Here is a 21,591-nt window from a genome sequence, read left to right as displayed (position 1 = left end):
GGCCGCCGTCGCGCAGGCCCGACGACGGCGTCCGGTCACTAGGATGGAGGGCACCGGAGCCTTCCGGCCGCACAGACCCCCGTTCGAAGGGAACCCCCGTGACGCAGACGCCCGACATCAACACCCAGCCTCTCGCTGAGGTGGACCCGGAGATCGCCGCGGCGCTCGCGGACGAGCTCGGCCGCCAGCGGGGCACGCTCGAGATGATCGCCTCGGAGAACTTCGTGCCGCGCGCCATCCTCGAGACGCAGGGCTCGGTGCTGACCAACAAGTACGCGGAGGGTTACCCGGGTCGCCGCTACTACGGCGGCTGCGAGTTCGTGGACGTGGCCGAGAACCTGGCCATCCAGCGCGCCAAGGACCTGTTCGGCGCCGAGCACGCCAACGTCCAGCCGCACGCGGGCGCCCAGGCCAACGTGGCCGTGATGACCTCGCTGCTGGACCACGGGGACACGATGATGGGCCTGTCCCTGGCGCACGGCGGCCACCTGACGCACGGCATGAAGCTGAACTTCTCCGGCAAGAACTACAGCATCGCCGCGTACGAGGTGGAGCCGGACACCCACCGCATCGACATGGACAAGGTGCGCGAGAAGGCCCTCGAGGCCCGGCCGAAGGTGATCGTGGCCGGCTGGTCCGCCTATCCCCGTCAGCTCGACTTCGCCGCCTTCCGCTCGATCGCGGACGAGGTCGGCGCCCGGCTCTGGGTGGACATGGCCCACTTCGCCGGCCTCGTGGCCGCCGGCCTGCACCCGAACCCGGTGCCGCACGCCGACGTCGTCTCCTCCACCGTGCACAAGACCCTCGCCGGCCCCCGTTCGGGCTTCATCCTCTCCACCGAGGAGCTGAAGAAGAAGATCGACTCCGCCGTGTTCCCGGGCCAGCAGGGCGGCCCGCTGATGCATGCGATCGCGGGCAAGGCCGTGGCCTTCAAGATCGCCGGCTCCGCGGACTTCAAGGAGAAGCAGGAGCGCACCCTGGCCGGTGCGCAGATCCTGGCCGAGCGCCTGACCGCCCCGGACATGGCCGAGCACGGCATCTCGGTGCTCACCGGCGGCACGGACGTGCACCTGGTCCTGGTGGACCTGCGCGAGTCCCAGCTGGACGGCAGGCAGGGCGAGGACATCCTGCACGAGGTCGGCATCACCGTGAACCGCAACTCGGTGCCGTGGGACCCGCGTCCGCCGATGACCACCTCCGGCCTGCGCATCGGCACCCCCGCGCTGGCCTCCCGCGGCTTCGGCGAGGCCGAGTTCCGCGAGGTGTCCGACGTCATCGCCGAGGCGCTGAAGCCGAGCCCGGACGTGGAGGCGCTGCGCGCCCGCGTCGTGAAGCTCACCGAGGACTTCCCGCTGTACGACGGCCTCGAGCAGTGGTGATCGGACGATGACCGCGAAGGTCCTGGACGGCAAGGCCACCGCCGCCGCGATCAAGGAGGAGCTGCGCGGCCGCGTGGCCGCCCTCGCCGAGCGCGGGCACACCCTGGGCCTCGGCACCCTGCTCGTCGGCGAGGACGCCGGCTCGCAGAAGTACGTGGCGGGCAAGCACCGCGACTGCGCCGAGGTGGGCATCCGCTCCATCCAGAAGGAGCTGCCGGGCGACGCCACGGAGGAGCAGATCCTCGACGTGGTCCGGGAGCTGAACGAGGACCCGGAGTGCACCGGGTACATCGTGCAGCTGCCGCTGCCGAAGCACGTGGACACCCAGAAGGTGCTCGAGGCCATCGACCCTGACAAGGACGCGGACGGCCTGCACCCCATGAATCTGGGGCGGCTCGTGGCCTCGGTCGGCGGCGAGCTGGACTCGCCGCTGCCGTGCACCCCGGCCGGCTGCGTCGAGCTGCTGCGTCACCACGGTGTGGAGCTGGCCGGCAAGCACGTGCTCGTGATCGGCCGCGGCGTGACCATCGGCCGGCCCGCCGGCCTCGTGCTCACCCGCCGCGAGGTCAACGCCACCGTGACCCTGGCCCACACCGGCACCACGAACCTCGACGAGCTGCTGGCCAGTGCCGACGTCGTGATCGCCGCCGCCGGCTCCGCCCACATGGTGAAGCCGGAGCAGGTCAAGGAGGGCGTGATCGTCCTGGACGTGGGCGTCTCGCGCGTGACTGGGGAGGACGGCAAGTCCCGCGTCCTGGGCGACGTGGACCCGGCCGTGAAGGAGAAGGCGGCCTGGATGGCGCCGAACCCGGGCGGCGTCGGGCCGATGACCCGCGTCATGCTGCTGGCGAACGTCGTCGAGGCCGCCGAGCGCGCCGCCGACGGCGAGGACTGGGCGGGGGAGCGCGCCGGCGCCTGAGCCCCGCCGCCCACCGGATCCCCCTCCCCGGATCGCCCCCGGCCCCGGCCCTGAGGGCCGGGGCCGGGGTCGTGTCCGGCACCGCATAGGATGGCGCGTGTGACCCGTACCACATCCTCGCCCTCCCCGGCCGCGCCCGCCGGCGGCGGCGCCGCCCCCGTCATCCTCGCTCGCGGCCTGCGGAAGCAGTACGGGGACTTCCACGCGGTGCAGGGCATCGACCTGGATGTCCGGCCGGGCGAGTGCTTCGGCCTGCTCGGCCCCAACGGCGCGGGCAAGTCCACCACCATGCGCATGCTCGCCGGCACGTCCCAGCGCACCGGGGGCGAGCTGCGGATCCTCGGGATCGACCCCGAGGAGGACGGCCCCGCCGTGCGGGCCCGGCTCGGCGTCGTCCCGCAGCAGGACAACCTGGACGAGGACCTCACGGCCCGGGAGAACATCCTCATCTACGGCCGCTACTTCGGCCTGCCGTACTCCTACCTGCGACCCAAGGCGGAGGAGCTGCTGGCCTTCGCCCAGCTCACGGACAAGGCCGACGCCAAGGTCACCGACCTCTCCGGCGGCATGAAGCGCCGCCTCGTGATCGCCCGCGCCCTCGTCAACGAGCCCGCCCTGTTCCTGCTGGACGAGCCCACCACCGGCCTGGACCCGCAGGCCCGCCACACCCTCTGGGACCGGCTCTACCGGCTGAAGGAGCGCGGGACCACGCTGCTGCTCACCACCCACTACATGGACGAGGCGGAGCAGCTCTGCGATCGGCTGGTCGTCGTCGACGCCGGGCGGATCATGGCCGCGGGCACGCCCGCCTCCCTCATCCGCGAGCACGCCTCGCGGGAGGTGCTCGAGGCACGCTTCGGCACGGACCGCAACGCCACCGCCGCCCGCCTGCTGCGGGAGTCCCTCCCGGGCCTGCACCGTCTCGAGGTCCTGCCCGACCGCGTGCTGCTCTACACCGAGCACGCCGACACCCTGCAGCAGGACCTCGACCGGCTCGTGGCCGAGGGGCACGTCACCGCGCCGGTCACGCAGCTGACCCGGCGGGCGTCCTTGGAGGACGTGTTCCTGATCCTCACCGGCCGCACCCTGGTGGACTGAGCCGTGGCCGCACAGATCCCGGCCTCGGCCCCGTTGCAGCCGCCGATCACGGCGGCCGAGTCCGCGGTGCGCGTGAAGGCCCGTGGCGCCTGGTTCTACGCCGAGCACGTGCTGCGCAGCATGCGCCGCTACGGAGCGGTGCTGATCGTCGGCGCCCTGGGCGAGCCGATCCTGTACCTCCTGGCCATGGGCCTGGGCATGGCGCAGGTGATGGGCGGCGGTGCCCCGCAGGAATCCCTCGGCGGGGTGTCCTATGTGACGTTCCTGGCGCCGGCGCTGCTGGCCTCCGGCGCCCTGATGACGGCGGCCACGGAGTTCTCCTACCCGGTGATGGGCGGGTTCCAGTGGCACCGCACCTACTACGCGGCCCAGGCCACCCCGCTCTCCCCGGCGCAGATCGCCGTGGGGCACCTCGGGGCGGTGGCCCTGCGCTTCCTGTTCCAGGCCGCCGTGTTCTTCGGCGTGATGCTGGCCTTCGGGGTGGTGCACGGCCCGTGGGGCTGGGTGCAGGTCCTCACGGCCGCGCTCGGCGGCCTCGCCATCGGAGCGCCGATCATGGCGTTCTCGGCTTCCCTGAAGGAGGACCACGGCCAGTTCGCCACGCTGCAGCGCCTGGTGATCATGCCGCTGTTCCTGTTCTCCGCCACGTTCTACCCGCTGGAGGCGCTGCCGGTGTGGCTGCGCTGGGTCGGCTGGATCTCCCCGCAGTGGCACGCCGCGCAGCTGGGCCGCGTGCTCTCCTACGGCATGGCCGAGCCTCGCTGGCTCACGGTGCTGCACGTGGCGGTGCTGCTGGCGCTCGCCTTCGGCGGCGCGTGGGCCGCGGTGCGGATGTACACGCGCCGGCTCGGCTGGCGGCCGGGCACCCCGGACCGCGACGCCGTCGCCCGCCCCCGGGCCCAGCGCGCCTCCCGGCTGGGCCGGCGCGCGACCCGCGTCGACCGGATGGCGGGGGCGCACGCGGAGGCGGCCGCTGCGTCGTCGGTGGTGCGGGAGCACACGGCGGCGGTGCCGCCGATGCCGGAGATCACGGTGCGGCGGGGCCGCCTGGGCGGGCTGTACTCCGGCAACGTGGCCGCCGTGATGGAGCGGGCGCTCCTCACACTGAAGTCCAACAACTGGGTGGTCTTCGCGTCCGGGTTCTTCGAGCCCGTGCTCTACCTGGCGTCCATGGGACTGGGCCTCGGCGCGCTCGTGGGCGCCGTCCCCGGCCCGGGCGGGGCGCCGATCCCGTACGGCATGTACATCGCGCCGGCGCTGCTGGCCGTGTCCGCCATGAACGGCGCGATCTACGACTCCACGTGGAACGTGTTCTTCAAGCTGCGCTACGCCAAGACGTACCAGACCATGCTCGCGACCCGCCTGGGCCCGCTGGACGTGGCGCTCGGCGAGATCGCCATGGCGCTGCTGCGCGGGCTGCTCTACGCGGTCGGGTTCCTGGTGGTCATGGCCGTCGCCGGGATGGCGACGTCCTGGACCGCGCTCCTCATGGTGCCCGGCGCGCTGCTGGTCGCGCTGGGCTTCGCCTCGCTGGGCATGGCGGTGACCAGCTGGATGAAGACCTTCCAGCAGATGGACTGGATCCAGCTCGTGCTCATGCCGATGTTCCTGTTCTCCGCCACGTTCTTCCCGCTCACCGTGTACCCGGAGCCGATCCAGTGGCTCATCCGGGTGTTCCCGCTGTGGCACGCGGTGGAGATGATGCGCGCGCTCGCGGTCGGCGCCGTCACCGGGGCGACGGCGGGGCACGCCTTGTACTTCGGGGTCATGTCCGGGCTGGGCGTGTGGCTCACCTCGCGTCGCCTGCGGGCGCTGTTCCTGCGATGACCGGGACGGGAGTGCTCGACGTCGCGGGCCGGACGGCGGCCCGCGACTGGATCGCGGGGGTGCTGGACCTCCCGGCCGCCGCACTGACGGTGCGGGTGGTCCGCGAGCGATCGTGGGGCGACGTCTGGCGGCTGTCCTCCCCGGCCGGCGTCCACTGGTTCAAGGCTCCGCACCCGCGCCTGCGCGGGGAGGTCCCGCTGCGGGCGCTGCTGGAGTCCCGGGCAGCTGAGCGAGTCCTCCCCCTGGTCGCCGCAGACCACGAGCGCGGCTGGCAGCTCACCGCGGACGCCGGCCGCACCCTCGCCGCGCTCGCCCGGGACGACGCCGGCGCGCCGCGCCCCGGCGAGGTAGCTCGCCTCTACGCCGGGCTGGCCGGCGCGCTCGCCGCCATGCAGGAGGCGGTGGGGGAGGACGACCTGCGCGGCCGAGGACTGACGGAGTTCGACCCGGCCAAGGCCGAGCTGTCCCTGCTCCGCGAGCTCGCCCCGTTCCGGGCGCTGCCCGCCGCCCATCCGGCGCATTGCACCGCTGAGGAGGAGGCGCGCGCCGTCGCCGTGAGGGCCGCGCTCGCGATGCGCTGGGAGGACTGCGGCGGTCCGGCCGACCCGCTCGGCCTGGACCACAACGACCTCCACGGCGGCAACGCGTTCCTCGGGGCGGACGGCCGGGTCCTGGTCAGCGACGTCGGGGACGCGGTGCTCGGTCATCCTGGGGCGAGCCTGCGCGCCCTGCTGGTGCCGGTCCGGGCCGAGCACGGAGCCGATGCCGCGGAGACCGTGCGGACCGCCTGGCTCGCCGCCCGCGGCCAGGACCACGCGGCGGGGCGGGAGCGCCTCGAGCTGGCCATGCTCCTGGCGGTTCCTCAGCGGCTGCGCGCCTGGGGCGCGCTGCGGTCCCCGGAGACCTGGGCCGCCTACGCGGAGTGGATCACCGCCCTGTGGCGGGACATCGGCACACCGGTGGACCAGCTCACCACGGCCTGACCGCCGCCCGCGGTGCCCTCAGCGCGCCGTCCGCCGGCGGCGCACCAGGTCGGCGGCGGCGATCGCCGTCGTGACGAGCCAGCAGGCGCCCACCATGAGCACGGCGGCGGACGCGGCGTGCGCGAACCCGGCGGCCGACGGCGCCCCGCCAGGCCCGGCCGCCCCGGCCAGGGCCGCGTAGAAAGCCCCCATCACCACGGACAGGCCCAGGGCGGTGCCCATGCGCTGTGCCGTCTGGGCGACGCCGCCGGCGGCCCCGGCCTCGTGCCCGGCGACGTCCTCCATCATCAGCACCTGCGTCGTCGTGAGGATCAGGGCCTGGGACACGGCCATGACCGCCAGCGCGGCGCCCACGATCCACGGGCTCCACGCGCCCGCGGCGGAGCGCTCGAACGCCAGGGCCAGGATGGCCAGCGAGGCCAGGCCGACGACGCCGCCCCCGAACACCATGCGCGCCCCCTGGGACGGGACCTTGGAGCCGGCCCACGGGGAGGCCACGGCCTGGACCACGGCCCCCGGCAGGGTCGCCAGCCCGGAGGCGAGCGGGCTGAAGCCCATGCCCTGCTGCAGGAACACGGCCGTCACCGCGAACACGGCGGGCATGCTGGACAGGAAGATCGTGGACTCGGCGGCGCCGATGCTGAACGACGCGCGGCGGAACAGCGCCGGGTCCACCATGGGCTCCACGCCGGTGGCTGCGGCACGGCGCTTCACGCGCAGCTCCCACAGCCACCAGCCCACGCCGAGGACGGCGGCCCCCGCCAGCAGCGCCCACGTGCCGGGCGCAATGAACGGCACCATCAGGCAGAGGCTGGCGCCGCCCAGCAGCAGGGCGCCCACGGGGTCCAGTGCGGCGATCCCGCGCGGCCCGCCTGACCTGCCCGCGGCCCCCTTCACCCGGGTGTCCGGGGAGAGCCAGGCCGTCGCCATGACGATCGCGAGCACGCCCACGGGCACGTTCATCAGGAACGTGGAGCGCCAGCCCCAGTCCGGGCCGAGGGCCCCGAGCAGCAGACCGCCCAGCAGCGGGCCCACCGCCACGCCCAGGCCCACCACCATGCCGAACAGGCCGTAGGCGCGGCCGCGGGCCCGCCCCGTGAAGTGGGACTGGATGAACCCGATGGTCTGCGGGTTGAACACGCCCGCGCCGAGGCCGGTGAGGAGGCGCCCCGCGTTCAGCCACAGCGGGTCCGGGGCCAGGCCGGAGAGCAGCGAGCCGAGCACGTAGAGCGCGATGCCGGCGAGGAACAGCGGGCGGCGCCCCCAGAGGTCCCCGGCGCGTCCCGCGGCCACCAGCACCATGCCGAAGGTCAGGGTGTAGCCGGAGAGCACCCACTGCAGGTCCGCGCTGGAGGCCCCGAGGCCGCCCTCGATGGAGGGCAGGGCCACGTTCACCACGGACACGCTCATCAGCGCCAGGAAGAGGGGGATGAGCAGGACGGTGAGGATGCGGCGCTGGTCGGCGGTGAAGGCGCCGGACTCCGCGGCGGCGGGGGAGGGGAGGGTCACCGGCACAGCCTACGGGGCGCCCCGATTCGGAGCCCGGGTGGGCCGTGCGGGATGATGGGGGCCAGTCCCGCACGCACACTGGAGGAACTCCGCATGCCCCAGAGCATCCCGTCCGGCTCGGCCGGCACCCGTCCGGCGCGCGCCGGCCTCACCGTCGGCTCCACCGGGTTCGCCGTGATGGTCGCCGTGCTGCTCGTCGCGATCGTCTTCGCGGCCAACGCCAACGACCTCATCGGCTGGCTGGTGGTGGCCATCGCCGCGGGCTGGCTCGTCTTCGCCGTGGTGGTGTTCCTGCAGATGCGCAAGGGCGTGCGGGAGGCGGGCCGCAAGGTGGACACCGCCATGCAGAACGCCCGTGCCGACGTCGCCGCCCTGCGCGCCCCGCAGCAGCCCGCCCCGGCCGCCGCCGTGCCCGCCGCCGCCGGCGACCCCATGCGGGACACCAAGCTCGAACACTCCTTCAAGATCTGCCAGGTCCAGGCCCGCGTGATCACCCAGCAGCTGGACGCGGAGGGCCCGCTGGACCGCGAGATGGTGGACCGCGCCCTGGAGACCATCACCATCACCGCGCAGAACGCCCGGGACATGATCAAGGAGTCCGCCCGCGACGCCGAGGGCCCCGTGTCCGGGACGGTGGTCTCCTGATGACCGTCCCCCAGAAGGACCCGGTCACCGGGAAGCACCCCGGGCCCGCCGCGGGCGAGCCGGTGGTGCACGCCAACGCCGGCGCCCCGAAGCCCGAGGGCGCCCTGCGCGTGGCCACGGTGAACGTGAACGGCATCCGCGCCTCCCACCGCAAGGGCATGGGCGGCTGGTTCGCCGGCCGCGGCGTGGACGTGCTCACCCTCCAGGAGGTCCGCGCCCCGCAGGAGATCGCCCACGCCCTGGTCCGCGACGTCGTGGGCGACGCCTGGGACGAGGTGCACGTGGCGGACGTGGAGGCCGCCTCGAAGGGCCGTGCCGGCGTCGCCGTGGCGTCCCGGTTCCCGTTCGAGGACGTCCGCACCGGCATCGGCGGTGCTGAGGACCACGCGGCGGACGCGGGCCGGTGGATCGAGGCCGACGTCCGCCTGCCGGACGGCTCCCTGCTGACCGTGGTGTCCGCGTACGTGCACACCGGCGGGGTGGACACCCCCAAGCAGGTGGACAAGTACCGCCTCCTGGACGAGATGGTCCGCCGCCTGCCCGAGCTCGCGGCGGACGGCCGCCACGTGCTGGTCACCGGCGACCTCAACGTGGGCCACACCGAGCGGGACATCAAGAACTGGCGGGGCAACGTCAAGAAGGCCGGCTTCCTTCCGGAGGAGCGCGCCTACTTCGACCGGTTCTTCGGCGAGCTCGGCTACGTGGACGTGCACCGCACCCTCGCCGGGGACGTCCCCGGCCCCTACACGTGGTGGTCCATGCGCGGGCAGGCGTTCGACAACGACGCCGGCTGGCGCATCGACTATCAGATGGCCACGCCGGAGCTCGCCGCCAGGGCGACCTCCGCCGTGGTCGACCGTGCCCCCAGCTGGGGGACCCGCTTCTCCGACCACGCCCCGCTCGTGGTCGACTACCAGTTCTGACCGTGCAGGAGAGACCCGAGGCTGAGATGACCATGAAGAAGAACTCCGTCCAGGACGTCCTGGCCCAGGACGCCGCCGCCACCGCCCACCTGGCCGGCGCGTCCGCCCGGCACCGCGTGCTCTCCGGCATGCAGCCCTCGGCGGACTCCCTCCACCTGGGCAACTACCTCGGCGCCCTCGTGAATTGGGAGCGCACCCAGGCCGACTTCGAGGCGTTCTTCTTCATCCCCGACCTGCACGCCATCACCGTGCCGCAGGACCCGGCCGCGCTCGCGGAGCGCACCCGGGTGGCCGCCGCGCAGTTCATCGCCGGCGGCATCGACCCCGAGCGCTCCACGCTGTTCGTCCAGTCCCAGGTCCCCGAGCATGCGCAGCTGGCCTGGGTGCTGACCTGCATGACGGGCATGGGCGAGGCCATGCGCATGACCCAGTTCAAGGACAAGTCCGCCAAGCAGGGCGCGGACGCGGCCGGCGTCGGCCTGCTCGCGTACCCCATGCTCATGGCCGCGGACATCCTGCTCTACCAGCCGCACGGCGTGCCCGTGGGCGACGACCAGCGCCAGCACGTGGAGCTCACCCGCGACCTCGCCCAGCGCTTCAACCATCGCTACGGCGAGACGTTCGTGGTGCCCACCGGCTTCTACCCGGAGACCGGCGCGCGCATCTACGACCTGCAGGATCCCACGTCGAAGATGTCCAAGTCCGCGGCGTCCCCGAACGGGCTCATCAACATCCTCGAAGAGCCGAAGAAGACCGCCAAGAAGATCAAGTCCGCGGTCACCGACGACGGCACCGAGGTGCGCTTCGACCGCGAGGCCAAGCCCGGCGTCTCCAACCTGCTGACCATCCTCTCCGCGGTGAGCGACCGTCCGATCCCGGAGCTCGAGGCCGAGTTCGAGGGCAAGATGTACGGCCACCTGAAGGTGGCGGTGGCGGACGCCGTCGTGGAGCGCCTGGCGCCCGTGCGCGAGCGCGCCCTGGGCCTGCTGGACGACCCGGCCGAGCTGGACCGCATCCTCGCCGCCGGCGCGGCGAAGGCCCGCGAGGTCGCCACCCCCGTGCTCGAGGACGTCTACGCGAGGGTCGGCTTCCTTCGCCCGCTGCGCTGAGCCCGCCCCGCGGGCCGACTCCGCCCTGCGGGGGAGCGGGGCGGCCCGCAGGGTCCGACCTGGGTCTGACGCGCCTGTGCCGGGGCCGTGTGAAGATGGACGCGGCTGCCGCGCGACGGGCGCGGCCGACGCGAGGGAGGCACCCCCATGTCCACCGTCCACACCCATCCGCCGGAGACGCAGGCGTCCCGGGGAGAGGAGCCCGTCCTCGAGACGGAGAACCTCGTGAAGGTCTACGGCCGGGGGGCCTCGCGGTTCGACGCCCTCAAGGGCGTCACGCTGCAGATCCACCGCGGCGAGTCCGTGGCCGTCGTCGGCAAGTCCGGCTCCGGGAAGTCCACGCTCATGCACCTGCTCGCCCTGCTCGATGTGCCCACGTCCGGCGTCGTGGCGATGGACGGCCGTCCGGTGTCCCAGCTCAAGGCCGCCGAGGTGGCGCACCTGCGCAACGAGCGGTTCGGCTTCGTGTTCCAGCAGTTCTTCCTCAACGCGGACCAGACCGTGCTGGAGAACGTGGTGCTGCCCCTGAAGATCGCCGGCGTGCCCCGCCACGAGCGCGAGGCCCGCGGGCGCGAGGTGCTGGAGCGCCTGGAGATCGCGGACAAGGCGAAGAACCGCGCCAACGACCTCTCCGGCGGCCAGAAGCAGCGCGTGTGCATCGCCCGGGCCCTCATCAACCGGCCCACGGTGCTGTTCGCGGACGAGCCCACCGGCAACCTGGACTCGGCGACCTCCCGCTCCGTGGAGGAGATCCTCTTCGGCCTGCACCGGGACGAGGGGATCACCCTCGTCGTCGTCACCCACGACGACGACCTCGCCGCCCAGTGCGACCGCCGCCTGGTGATGCAGGACGGCGTGATCGTGGCCGCCGAGGGCGCCGGGCGCGCCGTCGCCGCCGGGACGGGGGCCCGGGCATGAAGGCCCCCGACCTGATCCGCACGGCCCTCGGCAACACCGCCCGTGCCAAGCTGCGCACGTTCCTGACGGTGATCGCCATCATGATCGGAGCGTTCACCCTCACCCTGACCTCCGGCCTGGGTGCCGGCATCAACAAGTACGTGGACAACATGGTGGCCGGCTTCGGCGCACCCGACGAGCTGACCGTCTCCAAGCCCGCGGGGAACCAGATGGCCGGCATGACCGGCGGCGCGCCCACCGAGTACGAGGACTCCGCCGCCGCGGGCGAGATGTACGGCATGCCGCTGCTCACCCAGGAGGACCTGGACCGCATCGGGGCCACGGAGCACGTCACGGGCGTGGAGACCGTGCGGATCGTGGAGGTGCAGGACCTGCGCGGCGCCGACGGCCGCCGCTGGAGCGTGCCCATGATGGGCGGCACCTACGAGATCGGCAAGCTCTCCGTGAAGGCCGGCCGCGAGCCCGCCGCGGATGGCGGGGCCATGGAGCTGACGGTGCCGACGGAGTGGGTCGAGTCCCTGGGCGGCACCGCCCCGGAGGACGTGCTCGGCCAGGAGGTCACCCTGACCACGAAGACCCCGCTGCAGCAGGAGCGCACCGTGCAGGCCGAGGTGGTCGGCGTGACCGAGCGCCTGCCCTCCGGCGTCGGCGCGAACCCCGTGCCCTCCGCGGCCCTGGAGCAGGGCCTGCACGACATCCAGACCGAGGGCCTGCCGGAGGAGCAGCGGAACACCTACTTCCAGGCGACGGCGATCGTGGAGGGGATGCCCGGCAACGAGGCGGCCGTGAAGGCCGCCCTGAGCGAGCAGGGGTACCAGGCCCAGACCCTCGAGGACCAGCTCGGCAGCATCCGCGGCATCATCAGCGCCGTGACCTGGGTGCTCAACGGCTTCGCGCTCATCGCCCTGCTGGCGGCCAGCTTCGGCATCATCAACACGCTGCTCATGGCCGTCCAGGAGCGCACCCGGGAGATCGGCCTGATGAAGGCCCTGGGCATGACGTCCGGCCGCATCTTCGGGCTGTTCACCCTGGAGGCCGTCGTGATCGGCCTGCTCGGCTCGCTGCTCGGCGTCGGCCTGGGCGTCGCGGTGGGCGTCGGCGTGAACGCCTGGCTCACCACCGGCGGGCCGCTCGAGGACGTCGCGGGCCTGGTGCTCTACGCGGTGGACCCCCTGGCGCTCCTGCTCATCGTCCTGCTCATCGTGGCGATCGCGTTCGTCGCCGGGACCTTGCCCGCGGCGCGTGCTGCCCGGAAGGATCCCATCGAGGCGCTGCGCCACGAATGAGCACGGACCGCACATCGCCCGCACCCACATCGCACGCACACGGAGGGAACTCAGCATGACCGACCAGAACACCCCCTACCCGCAGAACCCCCAGGGCGGCCAGCCGGCGCCCCAGTACGGCCAGCCCGGCCAGGCCGCCCCGCAGTACGGCCAGCCCGGCGAGGGCTCCCGCTTCGGCACCCAGGCGTACGGCGCCCCGGGTCTGCAGTACGGCGCCCCGCTCGCCGAGCCGGCCAAGTTCCGCACGCTCCTGAAGCTCACCCTGGCCTCGGCCGTGGTCTACGTGCTCTCCGCCCTCCCGGGCCTGTTCGTGGACCAGGACGCCCTGGTCCGTGACCAGCTGCGGGCGCAGGGCATGTCGGCCGAGCAGATCGACCAGGCCATGCAGAACGCCGGCATGTTCAGCGCGATGGCCGGCATCGGCGCCGTCGTCGGGCTCCTGATCGCCCTGGGCCTGTACGCCCTGGTGTACTTCGGCCTGCGCGCCGGGAAGAACTGGGCCCGTGTCCTGGGCATCGTCCTCGCGATCCTCGGCACCCTGTCCGCCGTGTTCGGCCTGTTCAGCCTCGGCAGCTTCCCGGCCGGCGTCATGATCGCCTCGCTGGTGCTGTCGGTGCTGTTCATCGCCGTCAACGTGCTGTGGCTGGTCAACGCGTTCAACAAGGACGTGGCCGCCTACACCAAGCAGGGCCGCCTGCCCGCCGCCTGACCGGCACCCCGGACGCCCTCCCGTCCCGCCCGGCCCCCTCACCCGCCTCGCACGGGGGAGGGGGCCGGCGTCATCCTCGGCGTCCTCGGGCCGGGGGAGGCGTGCGCGATGATGGGTCCATGCGCTCCGACGACGTCGCCCCCGCCTCCGCCCGTCCCTCCGGCCTGGACGACCCCGCCGTGCGTGGGCCGATCCGCCGTTACCAGGCCATGACGGCCGGGACGGGGCTCGTGAGCGCCGCCGCCGTGGCGGGCGTCCTCGGGCTGCAGTCGGACCCGGGCTACGCGCGCGAGGTCCTGCAGTCCCGCACGTGGGGCCAGTACGAGGTGAGCGCGCAGCAGGTCCAGGACTTCCTCACGCCGCCCGGCGGGGCCGTCCTCGGCGCCGTGGGCGTGCTGCTGACCGCCGCCCTGCTCGTCTGGGGTGCCCAGCGGCTGTGGGGCGCCACCCGCTGGCTGGGCACCGCGCTGGCCGGCGTCGGGCTGCTCAGCGCCGTGTTCTGGGCCGTGGACGGCGGTCGCATGGCCGCCCGCGGCGCGTCCGGGATGGCGGTGCTGGTCGCCGTCGGCGCCATGGCGGTGTTCTGCGCGGTCTGGCTGGTCACGGCGCATTCCAAGGCCGTCCGCGAGGCCTTCCTCGGCTGAGCCGTGCCGCGCCCGGCGGCCCGCACGACGACGGCGGCCCGCCTCCCCGGAGGGAGACGGGCCGCCGTCGTGCGTCAGAGGCTCAGAAGGAGCGGGCCAGGATGGCCTGCTTGACCTCGGCGATCGCCTTGGTCACCTGGATGCCGCGGGGGCACGCCTCGGTGCAGTTGAAGGTGGTGCGGCAGCGCCACACGCCCTCCTTGTCGTTCAGGATCTCCAGGCGCATGTCGCCGGCGTCGTCGCGCGAGTCGAAGATGAAGCGGTGCGCGTTGACGATGGCGGCCGGGCCGAAGTACTGGCCGTCCGTCCAGAAGACCGGGCACGACGAGGTGCACGCGGCGCAGAGGATGCACTTGGTGGTGTCGTCGTAGATGGCGCGGTCGGCCTGGGACTGGTAGCGCTCCTTGGAGGGCTCGTGGCCCTTGGCCACCAGGAACGGCATGACCTCGCGGTAGGACTGGAAGAAGGGCTCCATGTCCACGATGAGGTCCTTCTCCACCGGCAGGCCCTTGATCGGCTCGACCGTGATGGGCTGGGACAGGTCCAGGTCCTTCAGCAGGGTCTTGCAGGCCAGGCGGTTGCGGCCGTTGATGCGCATGGCATCGGAGCCGCACACGCCGTGGGCGCAGGAGCGGCGGAACGACAGGGTGCCGTCGTGGTCCCACTTGACCTTGTGCAGGGCGTCCAGCACGCGGTCGGTGCCGAACATGGTGAGGCGCCACTCGTCCCAGTAGGACTCCTCGGAGGACTCCGGGAGGAACCGGCGCACACGGAGGGTGATGTCGAAGGACTCGATCTCGCCCATGCCGCCGTCCTGGCCCTGGGTCTGCTGCGCCGGGGCCGCGGGGGCCTGGGTCTCGGTTGCTGCGTGGCTCATCAGTACTTACGCTCCATCGGCTGGTAACGGGTGACGACGACGGGCTTCGTCTCGAAGCGGATGCCCTTCACGCCCTCCATCTCCGCGGTCTCGTCGCGGTAGATCATGGTGTGGGCCATGAAGTTGGCGTCGTCGCGGTTCGGGTAGTCCTCGCGGTAGTGGCCGCCGCGGGACTCCTTGCGGCCCAGGGCCGCCAGGGTCATCGCCTCGGCGATGTCCAGGAGGTAGCCGAGCTCCATGCCCTCGAGCAGGTCGAGGTTGAAGCGGTGGCCCTTGTCCTGCACGGACACGTTCTCGTAGCGGTGGCGCAGCTCCTCGATCTTCGCCAGCGCGCGGCGGATCGAGTCCTCGTCGCGGAACACCTGCATGTCGGCGTCCATGGACTCCTGCAGCTCGGCGCGGATGTCCGCGACGCGCTCGGAGCCGGTGGCGGAGCGCAGGTTCTCGATGTGCTGGACGGTCGGCAGCTCGCCGCCCTCGGGCAGCTCCACCCAGTCCGCCTGCGCGGCGTACTCGGCGGCGTGGATGCCGGCGCGGCGGCCGAACACGTTGATGTCCAGCAGCGAGTTGGTGCCCAGGCGGTTGGAGCCGTGCACGGACACGCAGGCGACCTCGCCGGCGGCGTAGAGGCCCGGGACGACGGTGTCGTTGTCCTGGAGGACCTCGGCCTTGACGTTGGTCGGCATGCCGCCCATGAAGTAGTGGCACGTCGGGAACACCGGCACCGGCTCCGTGTAGGGCTCGACGCCCAGGTAGGTGCGGGCGAACTCGGTGATGTCCGGGAGCTTCTCGTCGATGTGCGAGGGCTCCAGGTGCGTCAGGTCGAGCAGCACGTAGTCCTTGTTCGGACCGGCGCCGCGGCCCTGGCGGACCTCCTCGGCCATGGAGCGGGCCACGATGTCGCGCGGGGCCAGGTCCTTGATGGTGGGCGCGTAGCGCTCCATGAAGCGCTCGCCCTCGGCGTTGCGGAGGATGCCGCCCTCGCCGCGGGCCGCCTCGGAGAGCAGGATGCCCAGGCCGGCCAGGCCGGTCGGGTGGAACTGCACGAACTCCATGTCCTCCAGCGGGAGGCCGGCGCGGTAGGCGATCGCCATGCCGTCGCCGGTGAGGGTGTGGGCGTTGGAGGTGGTCTTGTAGACCTTGCCCGCGCCGCCGGTGGCGAAGATGACGGCCTTGGCCTGGAACACGTGGATCTCGCCGGTGGCGAGCTCGTAGGAGACGACGCCGGCCACGCGCTTCTGCGTGTAGGGGGTCCCGTCCTCGCGGGTGGCGTCCTCGTCCACCAGCAGCAGGTCCAGCACGTAGAACTCGTTGTAGAACTCGACGTCGTGCTTGACGCAGTTCTGGTAGAGGGTCTGGAGGATCATGTGGCCGGTGCGGTCCGCGGCGTAGCACGCGCGGCGCACGGGGGCCTTGCCGTGGTCACGGGTGTGGCCGCCGAAGCGGCGCTGGTCGATCTTGCCCTCGGGCGTGCGGTTGAACGGCAGGCCCATCTTCTCGAGGTCGAGGACCGCGTCGATGGCCTCCTTGGCCATGATCTCGGCGGCGTCCTGGTCCACCAGGTAGTCGCCGCCCTTCACGGTGTCGAAGGTGTGCCACTCCCAGTTGTCCTCCTCGACGTTGGCGAGGGCGGCGCACATGCCGCCCTGGGCCGCGCCGGTGTGGGAGCGGGTCGGGTAGATCTTGGTGAGGACCGCGGTGCGGGCGCGCTGGCCCGACTCGATGGCGGCGCGCATGCCCGCGCCGCCGGCGCCGACGATCACCACGTCGTACTTGTGAACCTGCATTCAGGTGTCTCTCTCTCAGTGTCAGGGCCCGACGCGCGCCGCCGGGGGGCGGCGGCGTCCGGCTCCGGGTGTGCTCGGTGCCGACGTGGGTCAGCGGCAGATGGCCGGGGAGCCCTCGAGGAGGGCGCCGGAGGCGTCCACCATGCACGGGTCGAAGGTGAAGATCACCAGGGAGCCGAGGACGATGATCACGGCGGTGGCCACGTAGAGGATCATCGAGAGCCAGAAGCGGACGCCGTCGCGCTCCGCGTAGTCGTTGATGATGGTGCGGACGCCGTTGGCGCCGTGCAGCATGGCCAGCCACAGCAGGGCGAGGTCCCAGAGCTGCCACAGCGGGTTGGCCCACTTGCCGGCCACGAAGCCGAAGTCCAGGCCGCTGATGCCGTCGCCGACCATGAGGTTGGCGAAGATGTGCGCGAACACGAGGACGACGAGGAACACGCCGGACACGCGCATGAAGAGCCACGCGAGCATCTCGAAGTTGCCCTTGCCGGACTCGCCGCGGACGTACTTGGAGTCGAGGCGGCCCGTGCGCGGAGCCGCGAGGGGGGTCTCAGCGGTGGTGCTCATGGTCAGTGGCCTCCGAAGGCGATGGAGAGGTGACGGACGGCGAAGCCCAGGAACAGGACGGCCCAGACGGCCAGCACGACCCACAGGAGGGTCTTGTGGTGCTTGGTGCCGCCCTTCCAGAAGTCGACCAGGATGATGCGCAGGCCGTTCAGGGCGTGGAAGAGGATCGCGGCGACCAGCGCGGTCTCGCCCAGGGCGAAGTACCAGGTCTTGTACGAGCGGATCACGGCGTCGTAGGCCTCCGGGGAGACCCGCACCATGGCGGTGTCCAGCACGTGGACGAGCAGGTAGAAGAAGATGACGACGCCGGTGACGCGGTGGCCCACCCAGGACCACATGCCGCCGTGGCCCCGATACAGGGTTCCGCGGCCGTTCTTGGCCGGGGCCTGCGCAGTGGCGCTAGACACGGTTGATACCTCCAGGGGAATGCTCCGCCCCGAGGGGGACGCCGGATGGCGCGGACGGGCACGGATGCGAGTGGATTCCACAGCACAGAGTAGACCCTCGGCCGCCTGTGGAGCACGGGCGGGGCGGTGTGTGTCACCGGCCGTGGGCGGGGGCGGTGGGGGTCCGGATTCGTGCCGCGTCCGGCGTGTTCCCTACCCTGGCCCTGTGAGCATCGACCCGACCGCGGCGCAGAGCGCGCCCAGCCAGCCCAGCGCGTCCGCCCTCGAGCGCTTCCACGCCGTGATCCCCGCCGGCGGCGTGGGCACCCGGCTGTGGCCACTCTCCCGGGCCGCCGCCCCCAAGTTCCTGCACGACCTCACCGGCTCGGGCCAGACCCTGATCCGCGCCACCTGGGACCGGCTGGCCCCGCTCGCGGGCGGCATCATGGTGGTCACCGGCCGGGCGCACGAGGACGCGGTCTGCCGGCAGCTGCCGGACGTCGGCGCCGCGGACCTCGTCCTCGAGCCGGAGCCCAAGGACTCGGCCGCCGCCATCGGGCTGGCCGCCGCGATCCTCTGGCTGCGCGACTCGGACACCATCATGGGCTCCTTCGCCGCGGACCAGGTGATCGGCCCCGTGGACGTGTTCCAGGACGCCGTGCGCCAGGCCGTGGAGACGGCCGCCACGGGGCGGATCGTCACGATCGGCATCACCCCGACCCACGCCGCCACGGGCTTCGGGTACATCCGCACCGGCCGGCGCCTCTCCGTGGCCGGCGCGCCGGACGCCCACGACGTGGCCGCGTTCGTGGAGAAGCCGGACCAGCGCGTGGCCGAGCGGTACGTGGCCTCCGGTCGGTACCTCTGGAACGCCGGCATGTTCGTGGCGCCGGTCGCGCTGATGCTCCAGCACCTCGAGGCCAACGAGCCCGAGCTCCACGCGGGCCTGACGGAGATCGCCCGCGCCTGGGAGACGCCGGAGCGCGACGCGGTCATGGCGCGGGTGTGGCCGGGCCTGAAGAAGACCGCCATCGACTACGCGGTGGCCGAGCCCGCCGCCACGGCCGGCGACGTGGCCGTCATCCCCGGCGCCTTCACCTGGGACGACGTCGGCGACTTCGCCGCCATCGCCCGCCTGAACCCCGTCAAGGACGGCTCCGGTGTCACCGTCATCGGCGACACCCCGCGGGTGTACTCCGACTCGGCGACGGGCGTGGTGGTCACCGACACCTCCCGCGTGATCGCGCTGATCGGCGTCGAGGACGTCGTCGTGGTGGACACCGGGGACGCGCTGCTGGTGACCACCACCGAGCATGCGCAGGACGTGAAGAGGACCGTGGAGTCGCTCAAGGCGCAGGGCGCCGACGACGTCCTCTGAGTCGCCCGGGGCGGGGCGGGGGGTCTCCCCGCGGGGTAGGGTGCGGGGCCATGACCACCTCCGAGTCCGTCGTCACGGGGACGGCGCCGCGCCTCGCCCCGCCCTCCGTCGCGCCCGTCGTGCAGCAGCTGGAGGAGCACGTCACCGCGTTCCGGCGGGATGTGCACCGGCACCCCGAGCTCTCCTACGAGGAGTACCGCACGACGGACCTGATCGTGGAGACCCTTGCGGAATACGGCCTCAACCCCGTCCGCCTCGAGGGCACCGGCGCCTACGTGGACCTGGGGGAGGGGCCGGTCGTCCTGGGGCTGCGCGCGGACATCGACGCGCTGCCCGTCGAGGAGGAGACGGGCCTCCCCTACGTCTCCGTCAACGACGGCGTGGCGCACGCGTGCGGGCATGACATGCACACGGCCGTCATGCTCGGCACCGCCCTGACCCTGGGGCGGATCCTCCGCGGCGCGGCGCCCACCGCGGAGCTGCGCGCCGTGGGCGAGCGGGCGCGCGGCCGGGTGCGCGTGATCTTCCAGCCGGCCGAGGAGCGCCTGCCCGGCGGATCGCTCGCGGTGATCCGCCAGGGCGTGTTGGAGGGTGTGCCGCGCGTGCTCGCGGCCCACTGCGACCCCCACTTCGACGTCGGCACGATCGGCACGCGCATCGGCGCCATCACCTCGGCCGCGGACACGATCAGGATCACCCTCACCGGCCGCGGCGGGCACACCTCCCGCCCGCACCTCACCGAGGACATGGTGTTCGCCCTCTCGCAGATCGCGGTGAACGTCCCCGCGGTGCTGTCCCGGCGCATCGACGTCCGCTCGGCCGTCTCCGTGGTCTGGGGGCAGATCGCGGCCGGCTCCGCGCCGAACGCCATCGACAACACCGGGTACCTGGCCGGCACCATGCGGTGCCTCGACGCGGGCGTCTGGGAGGAGGCCGGCGCCCTGCTGGACGAGGTCGTCACCCAGGTCGCCTCCCCCTACGGCGTCCAGGTCCAGCTCGAGCACATCCGCGGCGTGCCCCCGGTGGACAACGCGGAGGCCGAGACGGCGCTCATCGAGGACGCCGCGCGTCGGGAGCTGGGCGCCCACGCGATCGCGCTCACCCCCCAGTCCATGGGCGGCGAGGACTTCGCGTGGATGACCCAGAAGGTGCCCGGGGCGATGCTGCGCCTGGGCACGCGTACCCCCGGCGGGCCCACCTACGACCTGCACCGCGGGGACTACGCCCCCGACGAGCGGGCGATCGGCGTGGGCATGCGCGTCTTCGCCGCGGCGGCCCTCGACGTGCTCGCCGGGCCCGCCCGCTGACGCGGCCGGGTACCGTCCGGGGCGTCTGGGTGACGGGGGCGACAGAGGAGAACAACGGGTAAACTCCTGCGCGACGGGCGCGCGGGACCTCGACGAGGACGCCGCCTCGCTCCCGCCGCCCCTCCGGGGGCTTCGTCTCGCTCCGCGCCTTCCGAAAGAGGACCCCATGGGCATCGTCTCCCCCCTGGCCGGCCGTCGCCGCCTCGCCGTCCCCGCCGCCCTGCTCAGCTCCGGCCTGCTCCTGGCCGGCTGCGGCGCCCCGCCCGCCGAGAACTCCGGCTCGGCCTCCGGCTCCGGCGCCGCGGTCTCCGCGGACGCGGCCGCCGGCTCCGACAACAAGGACTACAAGTCCTGCATCGTCTCCGACGCCGGCGGCTTCGACGACCGCTCCTTCAACCAGTCCTCCTACGAGGGCCTGAAGGCCGCCGAGGAGGCCTACGGCATCGAGACCAACAAGGCCGAGTCCAAGGACGCCTCCGAGTTCACCCCCAACGTGAACGCCCAGGTCAACGCCCAGTGCGACTCGATCATCGGCGTCGGCTACATGCTGGGCGACACGATCAAGCCGATCGCGCAGAAGAACCCGGACATCCACTTCCTCGGCGTCGACGTCACCGCGGACGGCTTCTCCGACAACGTGAAGAAGCTGACCTACGACACCGCCCAGGCCGCGTTCCTGGCCGGCTACGTCTCCGCCGGCATGACGAAGACCGGCACCGTCGCCACCTACGGCGGCATGGAGATCCCCACCGTCACCGTCTTCATGGACGGCTTCGCGGCCGGCGTCGAGCACTACAACGAGGTCAAGGGCAAGGACGTCAAGGTCCTCGGCTGGGACCGCGAGGCCAAGACCGGCTCCTTCACCGGCGACTTCGACAACCAGGCCAACGGCAAGACCAACACCGCCAACTTCATCAACCAGGGCGCGGACATCGTCATGCCCGTCGCCGGCCCCGTGGGCCTGGGCACCCTGGACGCCGTGAAGGAGGCCAACGCCGGCGGCAAGTCCGTCGCCGTGGTGTGGCCGGACTCCGACGGCTACGAGTCCACCAAGGACGGCGCCCTGATCCTCACCTCCGTGGTGAAGAACATGGGCCAGTCCGTCTCCGACGTGATCGGCCAGGACCTCAAGGGCGAGTTCTCCGCGGATCCCTACGTGGGCACCCTGGAGAACAAGGGCGTCGAGCTGGCACCGTTCCACGACTTCGACTCCAAGGTCCCGCAGGAGCTCAAGGACGAGGTCCAGACCCTGCAGGAGGACATCATCTCCGGCAAGGTGAAGGTCGACTCCGAGTACTCCCCGAAGTCCTGACCCCACCCCCTCCGCGGGGGATCCG

20 protein-coding genes are annotated in these 21,591 nt (G+C 72.5%); 15 read left to right on the top strand and 5 right to left on the bottom strand.

What is annotated here, in order from left to right:
- Nucleotides 1-98: 98 nt before the first annotated feature.
- The 5 genes from glyA (at nt 99) to KW076_RS12040 (ending at nt 6,206) form a co-directional block, all read left to right on the top strand.
- The gene (glyA, locus tag KW076_RS12065) at nt 99-1,379 is read left to right on the top strand and encodes a serine hydroxymethyltransferase (RefSeq protein WP_224355535.1); all 1,281 of its coding nucleotides are present in this window, start codon (nt 99-101) and stop codon (nt 1,377-1,379) included.
- Between the two features lie 7 nt (nt 1,380-1,386).
- Nucleotides 1,387-2,298 carry a bifunctional methylenetetrahydrofolate dehydrogenase/methenyltetrahydrofolate cyclohydrolase gene (locus tag KW076_RS12060; RefSeq protein ID WP_224355534.1) on the top strand — a complete coding sequence of 304 codons (912 nt, stop codon included), beginning with the start codon at nt 1,387-1,389 and terminating at the stop codon, nt 2,296-2,298.
- A 90-nt stretch (nt 2,299-2,388) separates the two neighbouring features.
- Nucleotides 2,389-3,396 (top strand): ABC transporter ATP-binding protein, encoded by a 1,008-nt coding sequence (locus KW076_RS12055; protein WP_434084341.1) that lies wholly within the window; start codon nt 2,389-2,391, stop codon nt 3,394-3,396.
- Nucleotides 3,397-3,399: 3 nt separating this feature from the next.
- Nucleotides 3,400-5,223, top strand: a complete 1,824-nt coding sequence (locus KW076_RS12600; RefSeq protein ID WP_286670222.1) for an ABC transporter permease — start codon at nt 3,400-3,402, stop codon at nt 5,221-5,223.
- Complete coding sequence (locus KW076_RS12040) at nt 5,220-6,206, top strand: hypothetical protein (RefSeq protein WP_224355532.1); 987 nt, start codon at nt 5,220-5,222, stop codon at nt 6,204-6,206. Before KW076_RS12600 ends, KW076_RS12040 begins: the two co-directional genes overlap by 4 nt.
- A gap of 18 nt (nt 6,207-6,224) precedes the next feature.
- On the opposite strand, the gene KW076_RS12035 is transcribed toward KW076_RS12040, so the two are convergent.
- Nucleotides 6,225-7,715, bottom strand: a complete 1,491-nt coding sequence (locus tag KW076_RS12035) for an MFS transporter (protein WP_224355531.1) — start codon at nt 7,713-7,715, stop codon at nt 6,225-6,227.
- A 93-nt stretch (nt 7,716-7,808) separates the two neighbouring features.
- Here KW076_RS12035 and KW076_RS12030 point away from each other — a divergent pair, with 93 nt between their 5' ends.
- From KW076_RS12030 to KW076_RS12000, 7 genes are all read left to right on the top strand, one after another.
- On the top strand, nt 7,809-8,360 hold the full coding sequence (locus KW076_RS12030; RefSeq protein ID WP_224355530.1) for a hypothetical protein: 552 nt from the start codon (nt 7,809-7,811) through the stop codon (nt 8,358-8,360).
- Nucleotides 8,360-9,283 carry an exodeoxyribonuclease III gene (locus tag KW076_RS12025; RefSeq protein WP_370643494.1) on the top strand — a complete coding sequence of 308 codons (924 nt, stop codon included), beginning with the start codon at nt 8,360-8,362 and terminating at the stop codon, nt 9,281-9,283. The genes KW076_RS12030 and KW076_RS12025 overlap by 1 nt, the downstream gene beginning before the upstream one ends.
- 26 nt (nt 9,284-9,309) lie before the next feature.
- A complete protein-coding gene (trpS, locus tag KW076_RS12020; protein WP_224356857.1) occupies nt 9,310-10,392 on the top strand; it encodes a tryptophan--tRNA ligase in 1,083 nt (360 codons plus the stop codon).
- 147 nt (nt 10,393-10,539) lie between these two features.
- Complete coding sequence (locus KW076_RS12015) at nt 10,540-11,310, top strand: ABC transporter ATP-binding protein (RefSeq protein WP_224355529.1); 771 nt, start codon at nt 10,540-10,542, stop codon at nt 11,308-11,310.
- Complete coding sequence (locus tag KW076_RS12010; RefSeq protein WP_224355528.1) at nt 11,307-12,596, top strand: ABC transporter permease; 1,290 nt, start codon at nt 11,307-11,309, stop codon at nt 12,594-12,596. Before KW076_RS12015 ends, KW076_RS12010 begins: the two co-directional genes overlap by 4 nt.
- Nucleotides 12,597-12,651: 55 nt before the next feature.
- Entirely contained in the window at nt 12,652-13,305 is a 654-nt protein-coding gene (locus tag KW076_RS12005; protein ID WP_224355527.1) for a CPP1-like family protein, read from the top strand.
- Between the two features lie 119 nt (nt 13,306-13,424).
- Entirely contained in the window at nt 13,425-13,949 is a 525-nt protein-coding gene (locus KW076_RS12000; RefSeq protein ID WP_224355526.1) for a hypothetical protein, read from the top strand.
- A gap of 82 nt (nt 13,950-14,031) precedes the next feature.
- Here the strand turns inward: KW076_RS12000 and KW076_RS11995 are convergent, their stop codons facing one another.
- From KW076_RS11995 to sdhC, 4 genes are all read right to left on the bottom strand, one after another.
- On the bottom strand, nt 14,032-14,826 hold the full coding sequence (locus tag KW076_RS11995) for a succinate dehydrogenase iron-sulfur subunit (protein ID WP_224355525.1): 795 nt from the start codon (nt 14,824-14,826) through the stop codon (nt 14,032-14,034).
- Nucleotides 14,826-16,613, bottom strand: a complete 1,788-nt coding sequence (sdhA, locus tag KW076_RS11990) for a succinate dehydrogenase flavoprotein subunit (protein WP_224355524.1) — start codon at nt 16,611-16,613, stop codon at nt 14,826-14,828. The genes KW076_RS11995 and sdhA overlap by 1 nt, the downstream gene beginning before the upstream one ends.
- Before the next feature lie 90 nt (nt 16,614-16,703).
- Complete coding sequence (locus KW076_RS11985) at nt 16,704-17,183, bottom strand: succinate dehydrogenase hydrophobic membrane anchor subunit (RefSeq protein WP_224355523.1); 480 nt, start codon at nt 17,181-17,183, stop codon at nt 16,704-16,706.
- A gap of 2 nt (nt 17,184-17,185) precedes the next feature.
- On the bottom strand, nt 17,186-17,590 hold the full coding sequence (gene sdhC, locus KW076_RS11980) for a succinate dehydrogenase, cytochrome b556 subunit (protein ID WP_224355522.1): 405 nt from the start codon (nt 17,588-17,590) through the stop codon (nt 17,186-17,188).
- 205 nt (nt 17,591-17,795) lie between these two features.
- Here sdhC and KW076_RS11975 point away from each other — a divergent pair, with 205 nt between their 5' ends.
- The 3 genes from KW076_RS11975 (at nt 17,796) to KW076_RS11965 (ending at nt 21,566) form a co-directional block, all read left to right on the top strand.
- Nucleotides 17,796-18,947 (top strand): mannose-1-phosphate guanylyltransferase, encoded by a 1,152-nt coding sequence (locus tag KW076_RS11975; protein ID WP_434084340.1) that lies wholly within the window; start codon nt 17,796-17,798, stop codon nt 18,945-18,947.
- Between the two features lie 50 nt (nt 18,948-18,997).
- Nucleotides 18,998-20,254 carry an amidohydrolase gene (locus KW076_RS11970; protein WP_224355521.1) on the top strand — a complete coding sequence of 419 codons (1,257 nt, stop codon included), beginning with the start codon at nt 18,998-19,000 and terminating at the stop codon, nt 20,252-20,254.
- A 166-nt stretch (nt 20,255-20,420) separates the two neighbouring features.
- Nucleotides 20,421-21,566 (top strand): BMP family lipoprotein, encoded by a 1,146-nt coding sequence (locus KW076_RS11965; protein WP_224355520.1) that lies wholly within the window; start codon nt 20,421-20,423, stop codon nt 21,564-21,566.
- Nucleotides 21,567-21,591: the final 25 nt, after the last annotated feature.

It is taken from the genome of Micrococcus porci (genome assembly GCF_020097155.1).
GTDB classification, from domain to species: domain Bacteria; phylum Actinomycetota; class Actinomycetes; order Actinomycetales; family Micrococcaceae; genus Micrococcus; species Micrococcus porci.
The sequence above is the reverse complement of the archived record's forward strand: the minus strand, read 5'-3'. Positions and strand labels throughout refer to the sequence as shown.